This window comes from Micromonospora sp. BS32, assembly GCF_059089345.1.
The window spans coordinates 242,801-258,283 of sequence record NZ_JBSSHR010000004.1 but is presented as its reverse complement, the minus strand read 5'-3'; the positions used below and the strand labels follow the sequence as shown (position 1 = coordinate 258,283).

Annotated in this window: 12 protein-coding genes; 4 read left to right on the top strand and 8 right to left on the bottom strand. The window is 73.3% G+C overall.

Going from position 1 to position 15,483, the window contains the following annotated elements:
• Positions 1-27: 27 nt before the first annotated feature.
• The 6 genes from AC5RWQ_RS08885 to AC5RWQ_RS08860 all read right to left on the bottom strand — a co-directional run bounded on the left by AC5RWQ_RS08885 (position 28) and on the right by AC5RWQ_RS08860 (position 9,356).
• Positions 28-1,278 carry an MFS transporter gene (locus tag AC5RWQ_RS08885; RefSeq protein ID WP_494282238.1) on the bottom strand — a complete coding sequence of 417 codons (1,251 nt, stop codon included), beginning with the start codon at positions 1,276-1,278 and terminating at the stop codon, positions 28-30.
• A gap of 159 nt (positions 1,279-1,437) precedes the next feature.
• Positions 1,438-2,622, bottom strand: a complete 1,185-nt coding sequence (locus AC5RWQ_RS08880) for a molybdopterin molybdotransferase MoeA (RefSeq protein WP_494282237.1) — start codon at positions 2,620-2,622, stop codon at positions 1,438-1,440.
• Positions 2,619-3,380, bottom strand: a complete 762-nt coding sequence (gene narI, locus AC5RWQ_RS08875; protein WP_494282236.1) for a respiratory nitrate reductase subunit gamma — start codon at positions 3,378-3,380, stop codon at positions 2,619-2,621. Before narI ends, AC5RWQ_RS08880 begins: the two co-directional genes overlap by 4 nt.
• Complete coding sequence (gene narJ, locus AC5RWQ_RS08870) at positions 3,377-3,997, bottom strand: nitrate reductase molybdenum cofactor assembly chaperone (protein ID WP_494282235.1); 621 nt, start codon at positions 3,995-3,997, stop codon at positions 3,377-3,379. Before narJ ends, narI begins: the two co-directional genes overlap by 4 nt.
• Positions 3,994-5,691 (bottom strand): nitrate reductase subunit beta, encoded by a 1,698-nt coding sequence (gene narH, locus AC5RWQ_RS08865; protein ID WP_494282234.1) that lies wholly within the window; start codon positions 5,689-5,691, stop codon positions 3,994-3,996. Before narH ends, narJ begins: the two co-directional genes overlap by 4 nt.
• The gene (locus tag AC5RWQ_RS08860) at positions 5,691-9,356 is read right to left on the bottom strand and encodes a nitrate reductase subunit alpha (RefSeq protein WP_494282233.1); all 3,666 of its coding nucleotides are present in this window, start codon (positions 9,354-9,356) and stop codon (positions 5,691-5,693) included. Before AC5RWQ_RS08860 ends, narH begins: the two co-directional genes overlap by 1 nt.
• Before the next feature lie 241 nt (positions 9,357-9,597).
• On the opposite strand from AC5RWQ_RS08860, the gene AC5RWQ_RS08855 reads away from it, so the two are divergent.
• Positions 9,598-10,818, top strand: coding sequence for a TIGR04053 family radical SAM/SPASM domain-containing protein (locus AC5RWQ_RS08855; RefSeq protein ID WP_494282232.1), 1,221 nt, complete (start codon positions 9,598-9,600; stop codon positions 10,816-10,818).
• 69 nt (positions 10,819-10,887) lie between these two features.
• Here AC5RWQ_RS08855 and AC5RWQ_RS08850 read toward each other — a convergent pair whose 3' ends face one another.
• Both AC5RWQ_RS08850 and AC5RWQ_RS08845 read right to left on the bottom strand, forming a co-directional pair.
• Positions 10,888-11,328: a hemerythrin domain-containing protein gene (locus AC5RWQ_RS08850; protein ID WP_494282231.1), complete on the bottom strand. Its 441-nt coding sequence runs from the start codon at positions 11,326-11,328 to the stop codon at positions 10,888-10,890.
• A 135-nt stretch (positions 11,329-11,463) separates the two neighbouring features.
• Entirely contained in the window at positions 11,464-12,270 is an 807-nt protein-coding gene (locus tag AC5RWQ_RS08845; protein ID WP_494282230.1) for a DUF2249 domain-containing protein, read from the bottom strand.
• 49 nt (positions 12,271-12,319) lie between these two features.
• On the opposite strand from AC5RWQ_RS08845, the gene AC5RWQ_RS08840 reads away from it, so the two are divergent.
• Genes AC5RWQ_RS08840 through AC5RWQ_RS08830 form a run of 3 tightly spaced genes read left to right on the top strand, consistent with a single transcriptional unit; the run spans position 12,320 to position 15,482 of the window.
• A complete protein-coding gene (locus AC5RWQ_RS08840; RefSeq protein WP_494282385.1) occupies positions 12,320-13,027 on the top strand; it encodes a helix-turn-helix transcriptional regulator in 708 nt (235 codons plus the stop codon).
• Positions 13,024-14,151, top strand: coding sequence for a DUF8744 domain-containing protein (locus AC5RWQ_RS08835; protein ID WP_494282229.1), 1,128 nt, complete (start codon positions 13,024-13,026; stop codon positions 14,149-14,151). Before AC5RWQ_RS08840 ends, AC5RWQ_RS08835 begins: the two co-directional genes overlap by 4 nt.
• Entirely contained in the window at positions 14,151-15,482 is a 1,332-nt protein-coding gene (locus tag AC5RWQ_RS08830) for a hypothetical protein (RefSeq protein ID WP_494282228.1), read from the top strand. Before AC5RWQ_RS08835 ends, AC5RWQ_RS08830 begins: the two co-directional genes overlap by 1 nt.
• Position 15,483: the final 1 nt, after the last annotated feature.

Genomic DNA, 15,483 nt, shown 5'->3' with positions numbered 1-15,483 from the left:
GCGCTGGCGCGCCGCTCGAAGCTCGGGTCAGGCGTCGCGCTCGGCGAGGCTGCCCATCTTCACGGCGGTGAACACCGCGGCGGCCAGCGCGACATCGGAGAGCAGCATGAGGCCGATGGCGTAGGAGCCCTGCGACCCGTAGACCCAGCCCATGACCAGCGGTGGGACGAATCCACCGAGCCCGCCGGCGGCACCCACCAGGCCGGTGACCGCACCCACCTGGTCAGCGGGGGCGACCTTGCCGACGAGGGCGAACACCGCGCCGCTGGCCGCGCCCAACAGCACTGCCATCCCGAGCAGCGCGATCGTCGCCACCGGCAGCAAAGCGGGCTGGAAGGCCTGGACCACCGCGAAGGCGGCGACCCCGCCGAAGCACCACACCAGCACCCGCACCGGGTGCACCCGGTCGGAGAGCCAGCCGCCCACCGGGCGGGCGGCCACGGCGAGAACGACGAACCCGGCGGTGCGCAACGCGCCGTCGGCGGCGCTCAGCCCGTAGGCGGTGCGCAGGTAGGCGGGCAGGTACACGCTGAAGGCCACGAACCCGCCGAAGCCCACCGCGTACAGGAAGCAGAGCTGCCAGGTCACGGTCAGCCGGCCGACCGTGGCGAGGCGCTGCCAGGCCGAACCGGCCGGACGTGCCCGGCCCGGCGCGTCACGTAGCAGCAGGAACGACAGGACCGCGTACGCCGCCAGGATCGCCGCGACGAGCAGGAAGGGTGACCGCGCGCCGTAGGCGTCGGCGAGCCGGACCGTGGTGAAGTTGGCGATCGCGGTGCCGCCCATGCCGATGCCGAACACGCCGATGGCGAAGCCGCGCCGGGCGGGCGGGTACCAGCCGGAGACCAGTGGGACGCCGACGGCGAAGGCGGTGCCGCCGATGCCGAGGAAGAACCCGGTGACGATCAGTGCGCCGTAGGAGGAGACCGCGCTCAGGGTCAGCACCGGCACGATCGTGGCGAGCGTGACCAGCGGGAACACCACCCGCGCTCCGTACCGGTCGGTCAGGGCGCCGACCGGTATCCGGCCCAGCGAGCCGACCACCACCGGTACGGCCACCAGCAGCGACTGTGCGGCGAAGCTGAGGTCGAGGCGTTCCTTGATGCCCGGGCCGAGCGGACCCAGCAGCGCCCACGCCCAGAAGTTGACCAGGAAGCCGACAGTCGCCAGGGCGAGCTGGAGCGTCGCTCCGGACCGGTCCGGGGTGGCCGTGCTGCCGGGGGTCCGATCTGGTGCCGGCAAGGTGTCGGTTGCCTGGCTGTCACGGCCGATACTCATCGCTGCTCTCCGTGGGGTCGTCGTGGTGTCGGGCCGGGGTCGACCGGAGGAATGCCGGATTTCCCTTGCCCGCTATGAGCCTCGGCCCGCCGATCTGGCCCGGGCAGGGCCGGAAGTCCCTCATCGGCGGGAACGCCGGCCCGCAGTCGACGGGACCGGTCATGGCAGGGTGAGCAGGCCCACGTGGTCGCCGGGTTGCCACCCCGGGGGTACGACGGCGAAGGCGTCAGCGGCAGCGGCGGCGCCGAGGTATCCGGGGTGGGCGCCATCGACGAGCCGCAGCCCTGCGTCCCGGCGTCGTACGGGCATGACGCGGGCGTTCCGGTCGTCCGGTTGCAGTGGATCGGCCAGCACCGCCGCGTCCAACTCGGCCAAGGGCCGGCCAGCGAGAGCGGCGAGCAGCGGATCGACCAGGGTGAGCGCGGCGACCAGCGCGGCGTAGGGGTTGCCCGGAACTCCGACGATCCATCTCGGCCCGACCTGCGCCAGGACCTGAGGGTGCCCGGGGCGGCACGCCACCCCATCCACGTGCACCACGGCGCGCAGGCGTCGCAGCGCGAAGTGCAGCCCGTCCGCGGGCCCCACCGACGACGCTCCGCAGACGATGGTCACGTCGGTGTCGGTCGTGCTGTCCCGGATCGCCTCGGCGAACCAGTCGGGGTCGTCGCCGACCATCCGGGAGTCCAGCAACACCGCACCCCAGGCCGACAGGAGCGGACCGAGCATCGGCCCGATGGCGTCGCGGACCCTGCCCCATCGAGGCGGACCGGTGGGGATCAGCTCGTCGCCGCTGATCACCAGCCGTACCCGGGGCCGCGCGCGGACAGGGAGAGTGTCCAGCCCTACGCTCGCGGCCAGCCCCACCGTCGCCGGGGTGACGCGCGAGCCGGCCGTCGCGACCTCCTGTCCGGGCTGCGCGTACTCACCGGCCCGGCGGATGTGCCGACGGTCGCCCGGGGCCGCGTGCACGACGTCGCCGATGCGGTCGGCGGCCTCGTAGGGCACGACGCGGTCCGCGCCGTCCGGTACGGGCGCGCCGGTGGCGATCTCGACGGCGCACTGCGCGGCCAGCGGCGCCACCGGGTGCGTGCGTCCGGCGAGAACCCTCCCGACGATCCGCCACGGGCCATCACCCCGGACGGCGTACCCGTCCATGGCCGAGTTGTCGAAGCCGGGCACCGGAACCGCCGCACGCAGCGGAGCCGCCAGCGTCCGGCCGATCGCGGTCCCGAGCGGCACCGACTCCTCGGGCAGCGCCACCGGCAGGCTGTGCGCCAGCCCTCGCGCTGTTGCCCACTCGATGGCCCGGGTGCCGCCGGAGCACCTGAGTTGCGGGGTGCTCACCGTCGCGAGCGGCTGCGGTCGCCGCGGCGGGTGGGCAGCCGGGGCGGACCCTCCCAGCCGGGCCGGGTCGGCCGCAGCCCGGGCCGGTCGTCACGGCTGCGGTAGACCACGTAGGGGCGGGTGGCGTAGCCGACCGGGGCACTGAAGGCGTGGACGAGCCGGGTGAACGGCCAGAACGCGAAGAGCGCGAAGGCGGCCAGGATGTGGATCTGGAAGCCGACCGGCACGCCGGCCATGATGTCCGGGTCGGGGCTCAGGTAGAACAGCGACCGGAACCACGGGGAGACGGTCTCCCGGTAGTCGTAGCCGTCCCCGACCACGTTGGCCCGCACGGTGGCCAGCAGCCCCAGCACGATCACCCCGGCGAGGACCACGTACATCGCCTTGTCGTTGCGGGTGGTGGCGGCGAAGACCGGGCCGGTCAACCGGCGGCGGGCGATCAGGATGCCGAGCCCGATCAGCGTGCACAGGCCGGCCACCGTGCCGATGAACACGGCCATCAGGTGGTAGGTGTGCTCGGTGACGCCGACCGCCTCGGTCCAGGCCTTCGGCACCACCAGACCGCCGATGTGTCCGATCAGGACCATCAGCACCCCGAAGTGGAACAGCGGGCTGCCCCACCGCAGGATGGTGCTCTCGTACAGCTGGGAGGAGCGGGTCGTCCAGCCGAACTTGTCGTACCGGTGACGCCAGATCAGGCCGCCGACCAGGATCGCGATGGACAGGTACGGGTACACCACCCACAGCAGGATGTTCATCGGCGTCCTCCAGTCGTGTCGACCAGTCCGAATGGTTCGAGCCCGACCTGCTCCACCGGCGGTCCGGTTCGGGCCAGGCGGGCGGCGGCGGCGATGTCCCCGGGCTGGGCGGGCGGCAGCATCTCGCGGACCGCCTCCACCGCCTGCCGGTACACCGACTTCTCCCGTCCCAGCGCCTCGACCAGCAGGTCGAGGCCGACGCGGTTCTCCCGCAGCAGACGCCAGCCGGAGTCGTCGACGGCGGCCAGGTCGAGCACCGCGGGAAGGAAGTCGGGCAGCTCGCCGTCGACCACCGACAGGCCGGCGGCCCGGTACGCGGCCGAGAAACCGACCAGCGCCTCCCCACGCCGACGGGTGTCGCCGCAGGTGTAGTACGTCAGGTGTAGGCAGCAGCGGCGGCGGAAGTCGAACAGCTCCACGTACGCGGCCCGCAGGTCGGCGGGCGTGCCGCTCTCCCGGTGCGCGGCCACGTCCCGCAGCGGGTCGGCCACCTCGGTCGGCAGGCCGTCGAGCGCGGCGCGGATCGTGGGCAGCGCGGCGAGAACCTCCTCGTCGGGGTAACGCAGCAGCAGGGACGCCGCGCGGGCGGCCACCGCCCGCCAGGTCGGCTGGTTCACGGCTTGCTCCCGTCGACGTGTTCGGGTTCCGGTCGGCGGGGCGGGAAGAGCCCCTTCGGGGTGCCCTTGCCGTCCCAGTTGAGCAGGTTGACCCGGCGCGGCTCGTCGCCCGGATCGGTGAAGCTCTCGGCGGTCTGCCGGTCGCGCAGCATGTGGAACGTCTCCACCTGCACCGGCACCGGGGTGCCGGACGACTCCCCGAACGGCCCCTGGCCGTACGGGCCGCCACCGCCCATCCCGGGGCCGCCCTCGTAGTCCAGGCTGCACTCGGTGGCGATCTTCTCCAGCCGGTGGGCGTCCTCGGCGTGCGCGGCGGGGATGACGTAGCGCTGCTCGTACTTGGCGATGGCGAGCAGCCGGTACATCTCGTCCATCTCCGCGCCGGTCATGCCGACCGCGGCGGCGATGGACTCGTCGCGCTCCTCGCCCAGGTTGATCCGGCGCTGGTAGGCGCGCATCGCGGCGAGCCGGTTCAGCACCCCGCGCACCGGCTCCGGGTCGCCGGCGGTGAAGAGCTCGGCCAGGTATTCCACCGGGATGCGCAGCGCGTCGATGGCGCCGAAGAGGTTGCCGGCCTCCTCCGCGTCGTGGCCGGTCTCGCGCAGCACGTCGGCCACCGGCGACAGCGGCGGGATGTACCAGACCATCGGCATGGTGCGGTACTCCGGGTGCAGCGGCAGCGCCACCTCGTACTTCATGATGAGGTCCCAGATCGGGGAGCGCTGCGCGGCCTCGATCCAGTCGTCGGCGATCCCGGCCGCCCGGGCGGCCGCCACCACCTGCGGGTCGTGCGGGTCGAGGAAGACCGAGCGCTGCGCGTCGTACAGGTCGTGCTCGTCCTTCATCGCGGCCGCCTCGGCGACCCGGTCGGCGTCGTAGAGCATCAGCCCGAGGTAGCGCAGCCGCCCCACGCAGGTCTCGGAGCAGATGGTCGGCTGGCCGATCTCGATGCGCGGGAAGCAGAAGGTGCACTTCTCGGCCTTGCCGGTGCGGTGGTTGAAGTACACCTTCTTGTACGGGCAGCCGGTGACGCACATCCGCCAGCCCCGGCAGCGGTCCTGGTCGACCAGGACGATGCCGTCCTCGGCCCGCTTGTAGATCGCCCCCGACGGGCAGGAGGCCGCGCAGGACGGGTTGAGGCAGTGCTCGCAGATCCGCGGCAGGAAGAACATGAAGGTCTTCTCGAACTCCTGCTTCACCTGGCCGGAGATCTTCGCCAGCACCGGGTCACCGGCGGCGATCTCGTTGCCGCCGGCGAGCGAGTCGTCCCAGTTCGCGCTCCAGGTGATCTTCGTGTCCTCGCCGGTGAGCAGCGACTTCGGGCGGGCCACCGGGGTGTCGTCCCCGGCCGGCGCGTTGATCAGGTGCTCGTAGTCGTACGTCCACGGCTCGTAGTAGTCCTTCATCGACGGCAGCTTCGGGTTGGCGAAGATGCTGAACAGCTTCTTCACCCGGCCGCCGGAGCGCGGCTTGAGCTTGCCGGAGCGGGTCCGCACCCAGCCGCCCTGCCAGCGCTCCTGGTTCTCGTACGTGCGGGGGTAGCCCTGCCCGGGGCGGGTCTCCACGTTGTTGAACCAGACATACTCGACCCCGGACCGGTTGGTCCACGCCTGCTTGCAGGTCACCGAGCAGGTGTGACACCCGATGCACTTGTCGAGGTTCATCACCATCGCCATCTGCGCCATCACCCGCATCAGTACTGCACCTCCTGGGAGCGACGACGGATCACGGTGACCTCGTCGCGTTGGTTGCCGGTGGGGCCGAGGTAGTTGAACGCGAACGACAGCTGCGCGTACCCGCCGATCAGGTGGGTGGGCTTGACCAGCAGCCGGGTCAGCGAGTTGTGGATGCCGCCGCGGCGGCCGTTGGTCTCCGATTTCGGCACGTCGATGACCCGCTCCTGGGCGTGGTACATGTAGACCGTCCCCTCGGGCATCTTGTGGGTGACCACGGCCCGGCAGACCACGACGCCGTTACGGTTGACCGCCTCGATCCACTCGTTGTCCCGTACGCCGATCTTCTCCGCGTCGGTCTCGCTCATCCACATCGTCGGGCCGCCCCGGGAGAGGGTGAGCATGATCAGGTTGTCCTGGTACTCGGAGTGGATGGACCACTTCGAGTGCGGGGTGAGGTACCGGACGGTGATCTCCAGCTCCCCGTTGCGGCCGAGTCTCGGCTCGCCGAAGAGCTTGTGCATGTCCAGCGGCGGCCGGAAGATCGGCAGCGCCTCGCCCGCCTCGTGCATCCAGTCGTGGTCGAGGAAGAAGTGCTGCCGACCGGTGAGCGTGTGCCAGGGCTTGAGCCGCTCGGTGTTGATGGTGAACGGGGAGTAGCGCCGGCCGCCGTGCTCGCTGCCCGACCACTCCGGGCTGGTGATCACCGGCACCGGACGGGACTGGGTGTCGGCGAAGGTGATCTGCTTGCCCTCGTGCTCGGCCGCCAGGTCCGCCAGGCGTACCCCGGTGCGCTTCTCCACGTCCTGGAAGCCGGCGGTGGCCACCCGCCCATTCGTGGTGCCGGACAGCGCCAGGATCGCCTCGCAGGCGTGCACGTCCTTCGCCAGCGACGGCCGCCCGTCGGCCGCGCCGCCGTGCACCTCGCCGTTCTTGCGGCGCAGGTACTCCACCTCCGGGCGGACGTCGACCGAGAAGCCCTTGCCGGTGGTGCCCAGGGTGTCCATCAGCGGTCCGAGCGCGGCCATCTTGTCGGCGATCGCGCCGTAGTCCCGCTCGACCACCACCAGCTTCGGCATGGTCCGGCCCGGCACCGGGGTCTCCCCGGTGACCGCCCAGTCGCGGACCCGGCCGTGCGGGGTCGCCATCGCGTCGGGGGTGTCGTGCAGCAGCGGCGCCGCGACCAGATCCTTGCGTACGCCCAGACGCGGCCCGGCGAGCGCGGAGAACGCCTTCGCGATGCCGTGGAAGGCGTCGAAGTCCGTGCGGGTCTGCCACGGCGGGTTGATCGCCGGGGTGAAAGCGTGCACGAACGGGTGCATGTCCGTGCTGCTCAGGTCGTGCTTCTCGTACCAGGTGGCAGCCGGAAGCACGATGTCGGAGAAGAGCGTCGTGGAGGTCATCCGGAAGTCCAGCGACAACAGCAGGTCGAGCTTGCCCTCCGGCGCCTCCTCCCGCCAGGTCACGTCCTTCGGCCGCAGCTCCTCCGGCGCCTCCTCGGCGCGCAGGTTCGCGTCGGTGCCGAGCAGGTGGCGCAGGAAGTACTCGTTGCCCTTGGCCGACGAGCCCAGCAGGTTGGCCCGCCAGACGGTCAGCACCCGCGGCCAGTTCTCCGGTGCGTCCGGGTCGGTGCAGGCGAACTTCACGTCTCCCTGGCCGAGCCGCTCGGCCACCCAACCCGCCGGGTCGTCCGGTCGGGCCGCGAGGGCCTCGTCGGCCAGGTCGAGCGGGCTGCGGTCGAAGGTCGGCATCGACGGCATCCAGCCCGACCGCGCGGACTGCGCCAGCAGGTCCATGGTGTGCTTGCCGGCGAACGCGCCGGTGCCGGTGGGGGAGGAGACCACGTCGGCGGAGTAGGTGTCGTAGCGCCACTGGTCGGTGTGCACGTACCAGAAGGCGGTGCCGATCATCTGCCGTGGCGGGCGGACCCAGTCCAGGCCGAATGCGAGCTGCGCCCAGCCGGTCGCCGGGCGGCACTTCTCCTGCCCGACGTAGTGCGCCCAGCCGCCGCCGTTGACGCCCTGGCAGCCGGTGAGGGTGACCAGCGCGAGGATCGCGCGGTAGGTGGCGTCGGAGTGGAACCAGTGGTTGGTGCCGGCGCCGAGCAGGATCATCGACCGGCCGCCGGAGCGGTCCGCGTTGTCGGCGAACTCCCGCGCCACCCGGGCCACCTGCGCCGCCGGTACCCCGGTGATCGGCTCCTGCCACGCCGGCGTGTACGGCGCCTCGACGTCGTCGTACCCGGCCGCCCACTGGCCGGGCAGGCCGTCGCGGCCGATCCCGTACTGGGCCAGCAGCAGGTCGAACACGCTCGTCACCAGCTGACCCTCAACCATCCGGGTCGGCACGCCCCGGCGCAGCACCTGCGGGGTGTCGGTGTCGAACCGGGGCAGCTCCACCTCGACCGCGTCGCCCGCCCCGAGGCAGGTTAGCGCCGGCTCCAGGTCGCCCAGGTCCAGGTTCCACTGGCCCTGCTGCTCGCCCCAACGGTGGCCGAGGCTGCCCCGCGGCACGGCGGGCCCGTCGGTGGCCGAGTCCCAGAGCACCGTCTTGAAGGCCGCCTCCTTCCCGGTATCGCCCAGGTCCTCGGCGGTGAGGAACTTGCCCGGCCGGTACGCCCCGTCGGCCCCGGGCTCCAGGGTGACCAGGAACGGCAGGTCGGTGAACTTGCGGACGTAGTCGACGAAGCGGGGGGTACGCCGGTCGACGAAGAACTCCTTGAGGATGACGTGCCCCATTGCCATCGCCAGGGCGCCGTCGGTGCCCGGCTGGGCGGGCATCCACTCGTCGGCGAACTTCACGTTGTCGGCGTAGTCGGGGCTGACCACCACGACCTTCTGCCCCCGGTAGCGCGCCTCGGCCATCCAGTGCGCGTCGGGGGTACGGGTCACCGGGACGTTGGAGCCCCACATGACGAAGTAGGAGGCGTCCCACCAGTCCCCGGACTCCGGCACGTCGGTCTGGTCGCCGAAGACCTGCGGGGAGGCCACCGGCAGGTCGGCGTACCAGTCGTAGAACGACAGCATCGAGCCGCCGAGCAGCGACATGAACCGGGCGCCCACGGCGTGCGACACCATCGACATGGCGGGGATGGGGGAGAAGCCGGCCACCCGGTCCGGGCCGTACTCGGAGATGGTGTGCACGTGCGCGGCGGCGATCATCTCCTGGGCCTCGTCCCAGCCGATCCGGACCAGGCCGCCCTTGCCGCGCGCCTTCTGGTAGCGGCGGCGGCGCTCCGGGTCGGCCTGGATGTCCGCCCACGCGGCCACCGGGTCACCGAGGCGCTCCTTGGCCTCCCGGTACATCTCCACCAGCACACCCCGGGCGTAGGGGTAGCGCACCCGGGTGGGGGAGTAGGTGTACCAGGAGAAGGCGGCCCCGCGGGGGCAGCCGCGCGGCTCGTACTCCGGCCGGTCCGGCCCGACGCTCGGGTAGTCGGTCTGCTGCTGCTCCCAGGTGATGATGCCGTCCTTGACGTACACCTTCCAGGAGCACGAGCCGGTGCAGTTGACGCCGTGGGTGGAACGGACGACCTTGTCGTAGGACCAGCGGTCTCGGTAGAAGGCGTCCGCCTCCCGACCGCCAATCTGATGCAATGTCCGGCCGTCGGCGGAGACCTCGGCCCGGCGCACCAGGCCGCCCACCGCCAGCAGCGCCCGTCCCGCACTCTCGGTCGCTCGCGACATACGCCTCATTCCTTCGATAGGGGAGCCGTGATGCCCCACCGTCGCGGCGGTCGTGCCGGAGCGCAACCGCGAGCGGGGGGGCGTCGCGGCAATCCTGCCGACGTACTACCTCGCGAAACCGGGCCAAAGGTCCCGAGATCATCAGGCGTTGTACCTGCGGTTCGCGGCGGGACTTCGGGCCCGGTCCGGCGGTGACCGTGGTCCCTTGTCCCGGCGGTTGCCACCGGCCAGCGTCTGCTGCGTGACGCGGACAGCGGTGACGAACCAGACGAGCGACCAGGCAGCCGGCAGATCGGTACGGGTGCCCCGGCAGGATGTCGGGGACCGCCCGTTCATCGTCATCTGGGAGGCCACCCAGGCCTGCCCGCTGGCCTGCCTGCACTGCCGGGCCTCCGCCCGCCCGGACCGGGACCGGGCCGAGCTGGACACCGACGAAGCCGTCGCGCTGATGACGCAGGTCGCCGACTTCGGTCGGCCGGCGCCGCTGTTCGTGATCACCGGCGGCGACCCGTTCCAACGCCCGGACCTGGAGACCCTGGTCCGGCGGGGCACGGAGCGCGGCCTGGCCGTCTCGGTGTCCCCGTCCGGGACGCCCACCCTCACCCGGGAGGCGCTCGCCGGGCTGCGCGCGGCCGGCGCGCGGGCGGTGTCGCTGAGCCTGGACGCCGCCACCGCCGCCGGGCACGACGGCTTCCGGGGCGTACCGGGGGTGTGGGACCTGACCGTGCGGGCCTGGCGGGACTCGGCCGAACTGGGGTTGAAGGTCCAGATCAACACCACGGTGACCCGGGACAACGTCCGCGACCTGCCGGAGATCGCCGGGCAGGTCCGGGACCGGGGCGCCATGCTGTGGAGCGTGTTCTTCCTGGTGCCGACCGGGCGGGGCGCCGCGTTGCGCGGCCTCGACGCGGCGCAGACCGAGGACGTGCTCAACGCCCTCTACGACCTCGGCGAGACCGTGCCGGTCAAGACCACCGAGGCGCACCACTTCCGCCGGGTCTGCCTGCAACGTGACGTGCTGGCCCGGCACGGCGAGGACCACGTCCGGGTGCTCGGGCTGGGCCCGCTCTACCGGGAGCTGCGCGGCCTGCTCGACGAGCGGGGGCTGACCGGGCGGCCGAGCCGCCCCCGCCGACCCCCGCTGCGGGTCAGCGCCGGCAACGGCTTCGTCTTCGTCTCGCACCGCGGCGACGTGCACCCCAGCGGGTTCCTGCCGGTGACCGCTGGCAACGTGCGGCAGCGCTCGCTGGTGGACATCTACCGCGACTCCGAGCTGTTCGCCGGGCTGCGGGACCCGGGGCTGCTCGGTGGGCGCTGCGGCGCCTGTGAGTTCCGGGCCGTCTGTGGCGGATCCCGCGCCCGGGCGTACGCCACCACCGGCGACGTCTTCGCCGAGGAGCCCGGCTGCGGCTACCAGCCCGGCTCCTTCCCGTACGCGCAGGAGGTGCCCGCGGTTACGTGAGCCGTCGCCCGACGTGCGCGCCGGGGTGGATCTCGACACCGGTCACCAGGCGGGTGAGCTGGCGCCGGCTCACCTGGCCGCTTCGGCCGTCGGGGTGATCCGGTCCCAGGCCGGGATCGGCAGCGAGATCACCGCGGCCGGGAAGAGGCCGTGCTCCTCGTTGTCGATGTGCCGGTGCAGCCGGTCGAGGGCGGCCAGCACCGGCGGCCAGTCGGGCGCGGTCCGGTCGACGGTGCCGAGCACGCCGTGGATGTCGTCGTGCTCCGCGCAGAGCTTCGCCACCGCCTCGGCCAGGCTGCCCTCGGCCCGCAGCTCCACGAAGAGGCCGTCCTCCTCGGTGGCGGTGTGCGGCATCAGTAGGGCGAGCAGCGCGTCCAGCGCGGCCAGGGCGTCCGCACCGCCGGCTTGCACCGAGGTGCGGAGCCGGCCCGCCGCGTTCGCGATCGCCTCGTGTTCGGCCGAGAGCTGACCGATCAGTGGGAACTCCCGACAGCCGCAGTAGTTGCACACGAGCGTTCATCTCCTGACCACGAGGGGTGGGCGACTCCATCGTGCGTGCCATCAACCCCGGTCAGCAGGGCCGAACGGCCCCGTACGCCGGGACGGCGGGCCCTGACCCCCACCGTCCCGGCGCCGGCAGACTGCTCAGACCGTCACCGGCTGGCGGGACAGCCGGATCTGCCACACCTCCGGTCCGTCCTGCAGCCACTCGGTGGTCATGCCGCCGCCGTAGCGGGCCTCGACCTCGGCCAGCAGCGGGCGGGGGGCGTGCGGGGCGACCAGTACCAGCGCGCCGCCGGCGGGCAGCGCGTCCAGGGCCGCGAGCACCCGCGCGTGGCGCTGGTCGTGCGGCAGCAGCCGGACGTCCAGCCGGGGGTCGATGCTCAGGGTCGGGGCCGGCGCGTCAGCCGGGGCCCGGTCGCCGCCACAGCCGCAGCCACCCCCGCCGCAACCGCCCTTGTCCGACCCTTCCGAGGAGCCGAGCAGATCGTGCATGCCCTCCAGCAACGTCGCCAGCGAGACGTCCGCCGCATCCACCAGCTCCGGGACGATCAGGTCGTTCTCCTTGGCCAGGTGAACGGCGAAGAGGGCGGCGAGGGCGCGGGCGGTGGCGGCGAGACGCACCGGCCGGTTGCCGGTCTCCAGCTCGGCGACCAGGCCGGTGATCGCCTGGTGCTCGTCGAGCATGCCCCGCACCAGCAGCGCGGCCTCGGTCCGTTCACCGGCGGCGGCGTAGAGCGAGCCCTCCTCGGCGTGCGCGTGCGGCAGCAGCTCGTCGCGGAGCCACCCGAGCAGCTCGTCGCGGTGCCGGAGCGCCCCGGCGGCGTCGCCCCGGTCGGCCGCGTCCAGCACGTCTCCGACGTGCCGGTCGAGGTCGGCGGCGAGCTGGGCGTGGTGCCGGACGACGGCCTGCGCGGCCTGCTGGTCGGCCGGGGAGCGTGAGGCGGACATGGAACCCTCCAGGGTTTTGCGGGTGAACGACGTTGTAACGTTATCTAACGTGGAAACCCCGAGAACAGGGCCGACCGGCGAGACGATCGACTCCCACCGTCACCGGGCCCTCGGCACCGCCAGCCGGGCCTCGATCCTGGAGATGGTGCGCGCCGCCGGCACCGGCATGACGATCGCCGAGGTGGGTGAGCGCACCGGCCTGCACCTCTCCACGGCCCGCGCCCACCTCGACCGGCTGGTCGACGCCGGGCTGCTGGTCAAGGCGCGGGCCAGCGGCGGCCAGCCCGGCCGGCCCGCGTGGCGTTACCGGGTGGCCATCGCCGAGGCCCTGGCCCCGGCGCCGTACCGGGCGCTCGCCGCCGCCCTGCTCGACCACCTGTCCCGGCGCGGCCACGGCGACGTCCGGGCCGAGGCCACCCGCGCCGGCCAGGACTGGGGACGCCACCTGGCCGCCGCCACCCCGTCCGGCAAGGAGCCGGTCGACACCCTGCTCGACGTCCTGCGCGGGCTGGGCTTCAGCCCCCGCCTCCACGAGACGGCCGACGGGACGACCGAGATCCACCTGCACACCTGCCCCTTCCTGGAACTGGTCAACCGCAACCCCGATGCGATCTGCGCACTGCACGTCGGCGTGGTCCGCGGCACGCTCGAACACGCCGGTGCCCCGCCGGCCGGCGCCGTGCTCGAGCCGTTCGGCGCGCCCGACGCCTGCGTGGTGCGGCTGGCTTTGCCGAATACCACCGAAGAGTCGGCATGAACCCCCGGCCGCTCGCCGTACGCTGGCGGCTCCCCGCCCTCGCCGCCGGCGGATTCGCCCTGGCGGCCGGCCTCTACGCCGCCCTGCTCCTGCTCGACCTGCCGGTGCCCGCGCCGGACGCGCCGCTGGAGCAGGTGCACGGCCCGCTGATGGTGCTCGGCTTCGTCGGCACCCTGGTGGCGCTGGAACGCGCGGTGGCGCTCCGCGCCCGCTGGGCCCTGCTCGCGCCCGCCTGCTCCGGTGCCGGAGGGCTGGCGCTGGTGCTGACCGGACCGAGCCTGCCCGGCCGACTGCTGCTCATGACCGCCTCGGTGCTGTTGCTGCTGATCTATCGGCAACTGTGGCGGCGGCAACCGGGCCCGGCCCTGCTGGCCCAGGCCACCGGCGCGCTGAGCTGGTACGCCGCCACCCTGCTCTGGCTCGCCGGCTTCGGCGGGCCGGAGATCGTGCCCTGGCTCGCCACCTTCGTGGTGGCCACCATCGCCGGGGAGCGGCTCGAACTCGCCCACCTCACCCTGCCCCGGCACGGCGAACGCTGGTTTCTCGCCGCACTCGGCGCGCTGACCGCCGGGGTCACCGCCACCGCGCTGTGGCCGTCCGTCGGCGCGTACCTGTTCGGGGTCGGACTGCTCGCGATCGTGGCCTGGTTGGCGGTTTACGACGTCGCCCGCCGCACGGTGCGCGCCACCGGCCTGCCCCGCTACGTCGCGGTCGGGCTGCTCACCGGGTACGCCTGGCTGGGGCTGGCCGCCCTGCTCTGGGCCGGCGCCGGCCCGGTGACCGCCGGCCCGCGCTACGACGCCACCCTGCACCTGGTCTTCCTGGGCTTCGCCATGTCGATGATCTTCGTGCACGCCCCGGTCATCCTGCCCGCGGTGCTGCGTCGCCCGCTGCCCTACCGACCCTGGCTGTACGCCCCGCTGGCCCTGCTGCACGCCACCCTGGCGGTCCGGGTCCTGGTGGGTGACGCGCTCGGCGTGCAGACCGTGTGGCGCTGGGCCGGCCTGGGCAACGTCCTCGCGGTGCTCGGCTTCGTCGGCTGCGCCGTCGCCGCCGCGCGCGGCGCGGGTCGAAGGCGCACCCGCCCGGCCGCCGTCCCGCCGGCCGTGGCGGCGGTGCGGTGATGGCCCGCGCACTCGGCGAACCCGCCCCGAACGGCGCCGCACCGTTCCCCGCCGGCCTGTTTCCTGCCGGCCCGGCGCCCGCCGGCCCGTCCCCGGTCGAGCCCGGCAGTCCCGCCCCGGCCGCCGGATCGGCTGCGGCGGCGGGGACGGGGCGCGCCGGCCGGCACCGTAGGGTCGCGGCGCTGCCGCTGGCCTACCTGGCCGCGCTCGTCGTGCTCGGCTTCGTCCACCCCTTCCTGCCGGCCTGGCGCTGGGCGGCCATCCACCTGCTGCTGCTCGGCGCGGTCAGCAACGCCATCCTGGTGTGGAGCGCCCACTTCGCCGCGGCGGTGCTGCGCGCCCCCGCCCCGGACCGCCGCCGCGCCCAGGCCGCTCGGCTCGTCACCCTCAACGTGGGTGTGCTGGCGGTCCTCGTCGCCGGCACGGTCGACCGGCCGTGGCTGGGTGTGGGCGGCGCCGCGCTGGTCTTCGCCGCGGTCGCCGCCCACCTCGTCGGGCTCGCCCGGCGGCTCCGGCGCGCCCTCCCGGCCCGCTTCACCGTCACCGTCCACTACTACCTGGCGGCGGCCGTCGCGCTGCTCGTCGGCGTGCCGGTCGGCGCCTGGATGCTGGTGGTCGACGACGCTCTGCGCCCCCGGCTGGTGCTGTTCCACGCGCACGTCAACCTGCTCGGCTGGGTGACGCTGACCGTCCTCGGCACGCTGCTGACCCTCTGGCCCACCGTGCTGCGCGCCCGGATGGCCGACGGGGCGGTCCGCGCCGCCACCGTCGCGCTCCCGCTGGCGGTGACCGGTCTGGCCCTGCTCGGTGTCGGCGTGCTCGCCTGGTGGCGGGTGGTCGCCGAAGCCGGGCTGGCCCTGTTCACCCTCGCCGCGCTGGTCGCCCTGCGTCCCGCGCTGGCCGTCGCCCGGGTCCGGCCCCCGAACGCCTTCGCCGGCTGGTCGCTCGCGGCGGCCTTCGGCTGGCTCCTGGCCGCTCTCGGCATGGACGCCGCGACGCTGCTGTCCGCCGACGGTCCCGCCACGGCCGCCGACCGGTTCCACGCCGTGCTGCTGCCGCTGCTCGTCGGTTTCGTCGCGCAGGTTCTCGTCGGGTCGCTGAGCCACCTGCTGCCCATGGTGCTCGGCGGCGGACCCGGACCGGTACGCCGACGCACCGACCTGCTGCAGCGGCACGGTGCGCAACGCGTCGCGACGGCCAACGCCGCCCTGGTGGTCTTCGTTCTGCCCACCCCGCCCTTCGTCCGCGTCACCACCTCACTGCTGATCCTCGTCGTGCTGGTGCAGTTCCTCGTACCGGCCGCCCGGGTCCTGTTCACCGCCCGGAGGTAAG

Coding starts and splice junctions, on each gene's coding strand:
- AC5RWQ_RS08885 (WP_494282238.1), bottom strand. CDS start 1,278: ATGAGTATCGGCCGTGACAGCCAGGCAACCGACACCTTGCCGGCACCA.
- narI (WP_494282236.1), bottom strand. CDS start 3,380: ATGAACATCCTGCTGTGGGTGGTGTACCCGTACCTGTCCATCGCGATC.
- narH (WP_494282234.1), bottom strand. CDS start 5,691: ATGCGGGTGATGGCGCAGATGGCGATGGTGATGAACCTCGACAAGTGC.
- AC5RWQ_RS08860 (WP_494282233.1), bottom strand. CDS start 9,356: ATGTCGCGAGCGACCGAGAGTGCGGGACGGGCGCTGCTGGCGGTGGGC.
- AC5RWQ_RS08845 (WP_494282230.1), bottom strand. CDS start 12,270: ATGTCCGCCTCACGCTCCCCGGCCGACCAGCAGGCCGCGCAGGCCGTC.
- AC5RWQ_RS08835 (WP_494282229.1), top strand. CDS start 13,024: ATGAACCCCCGGCCGCTCGCCGTACGCTGGCGGCTCCCCGCCCTCGCC.
- AC5RWQ_RS08830 (WP_494282228.1), top strand. CDS start 14,151: ATGGCCCGCGCACTCGGCGAACCCGCCCCGAACGGCGCCGCACCGTTC.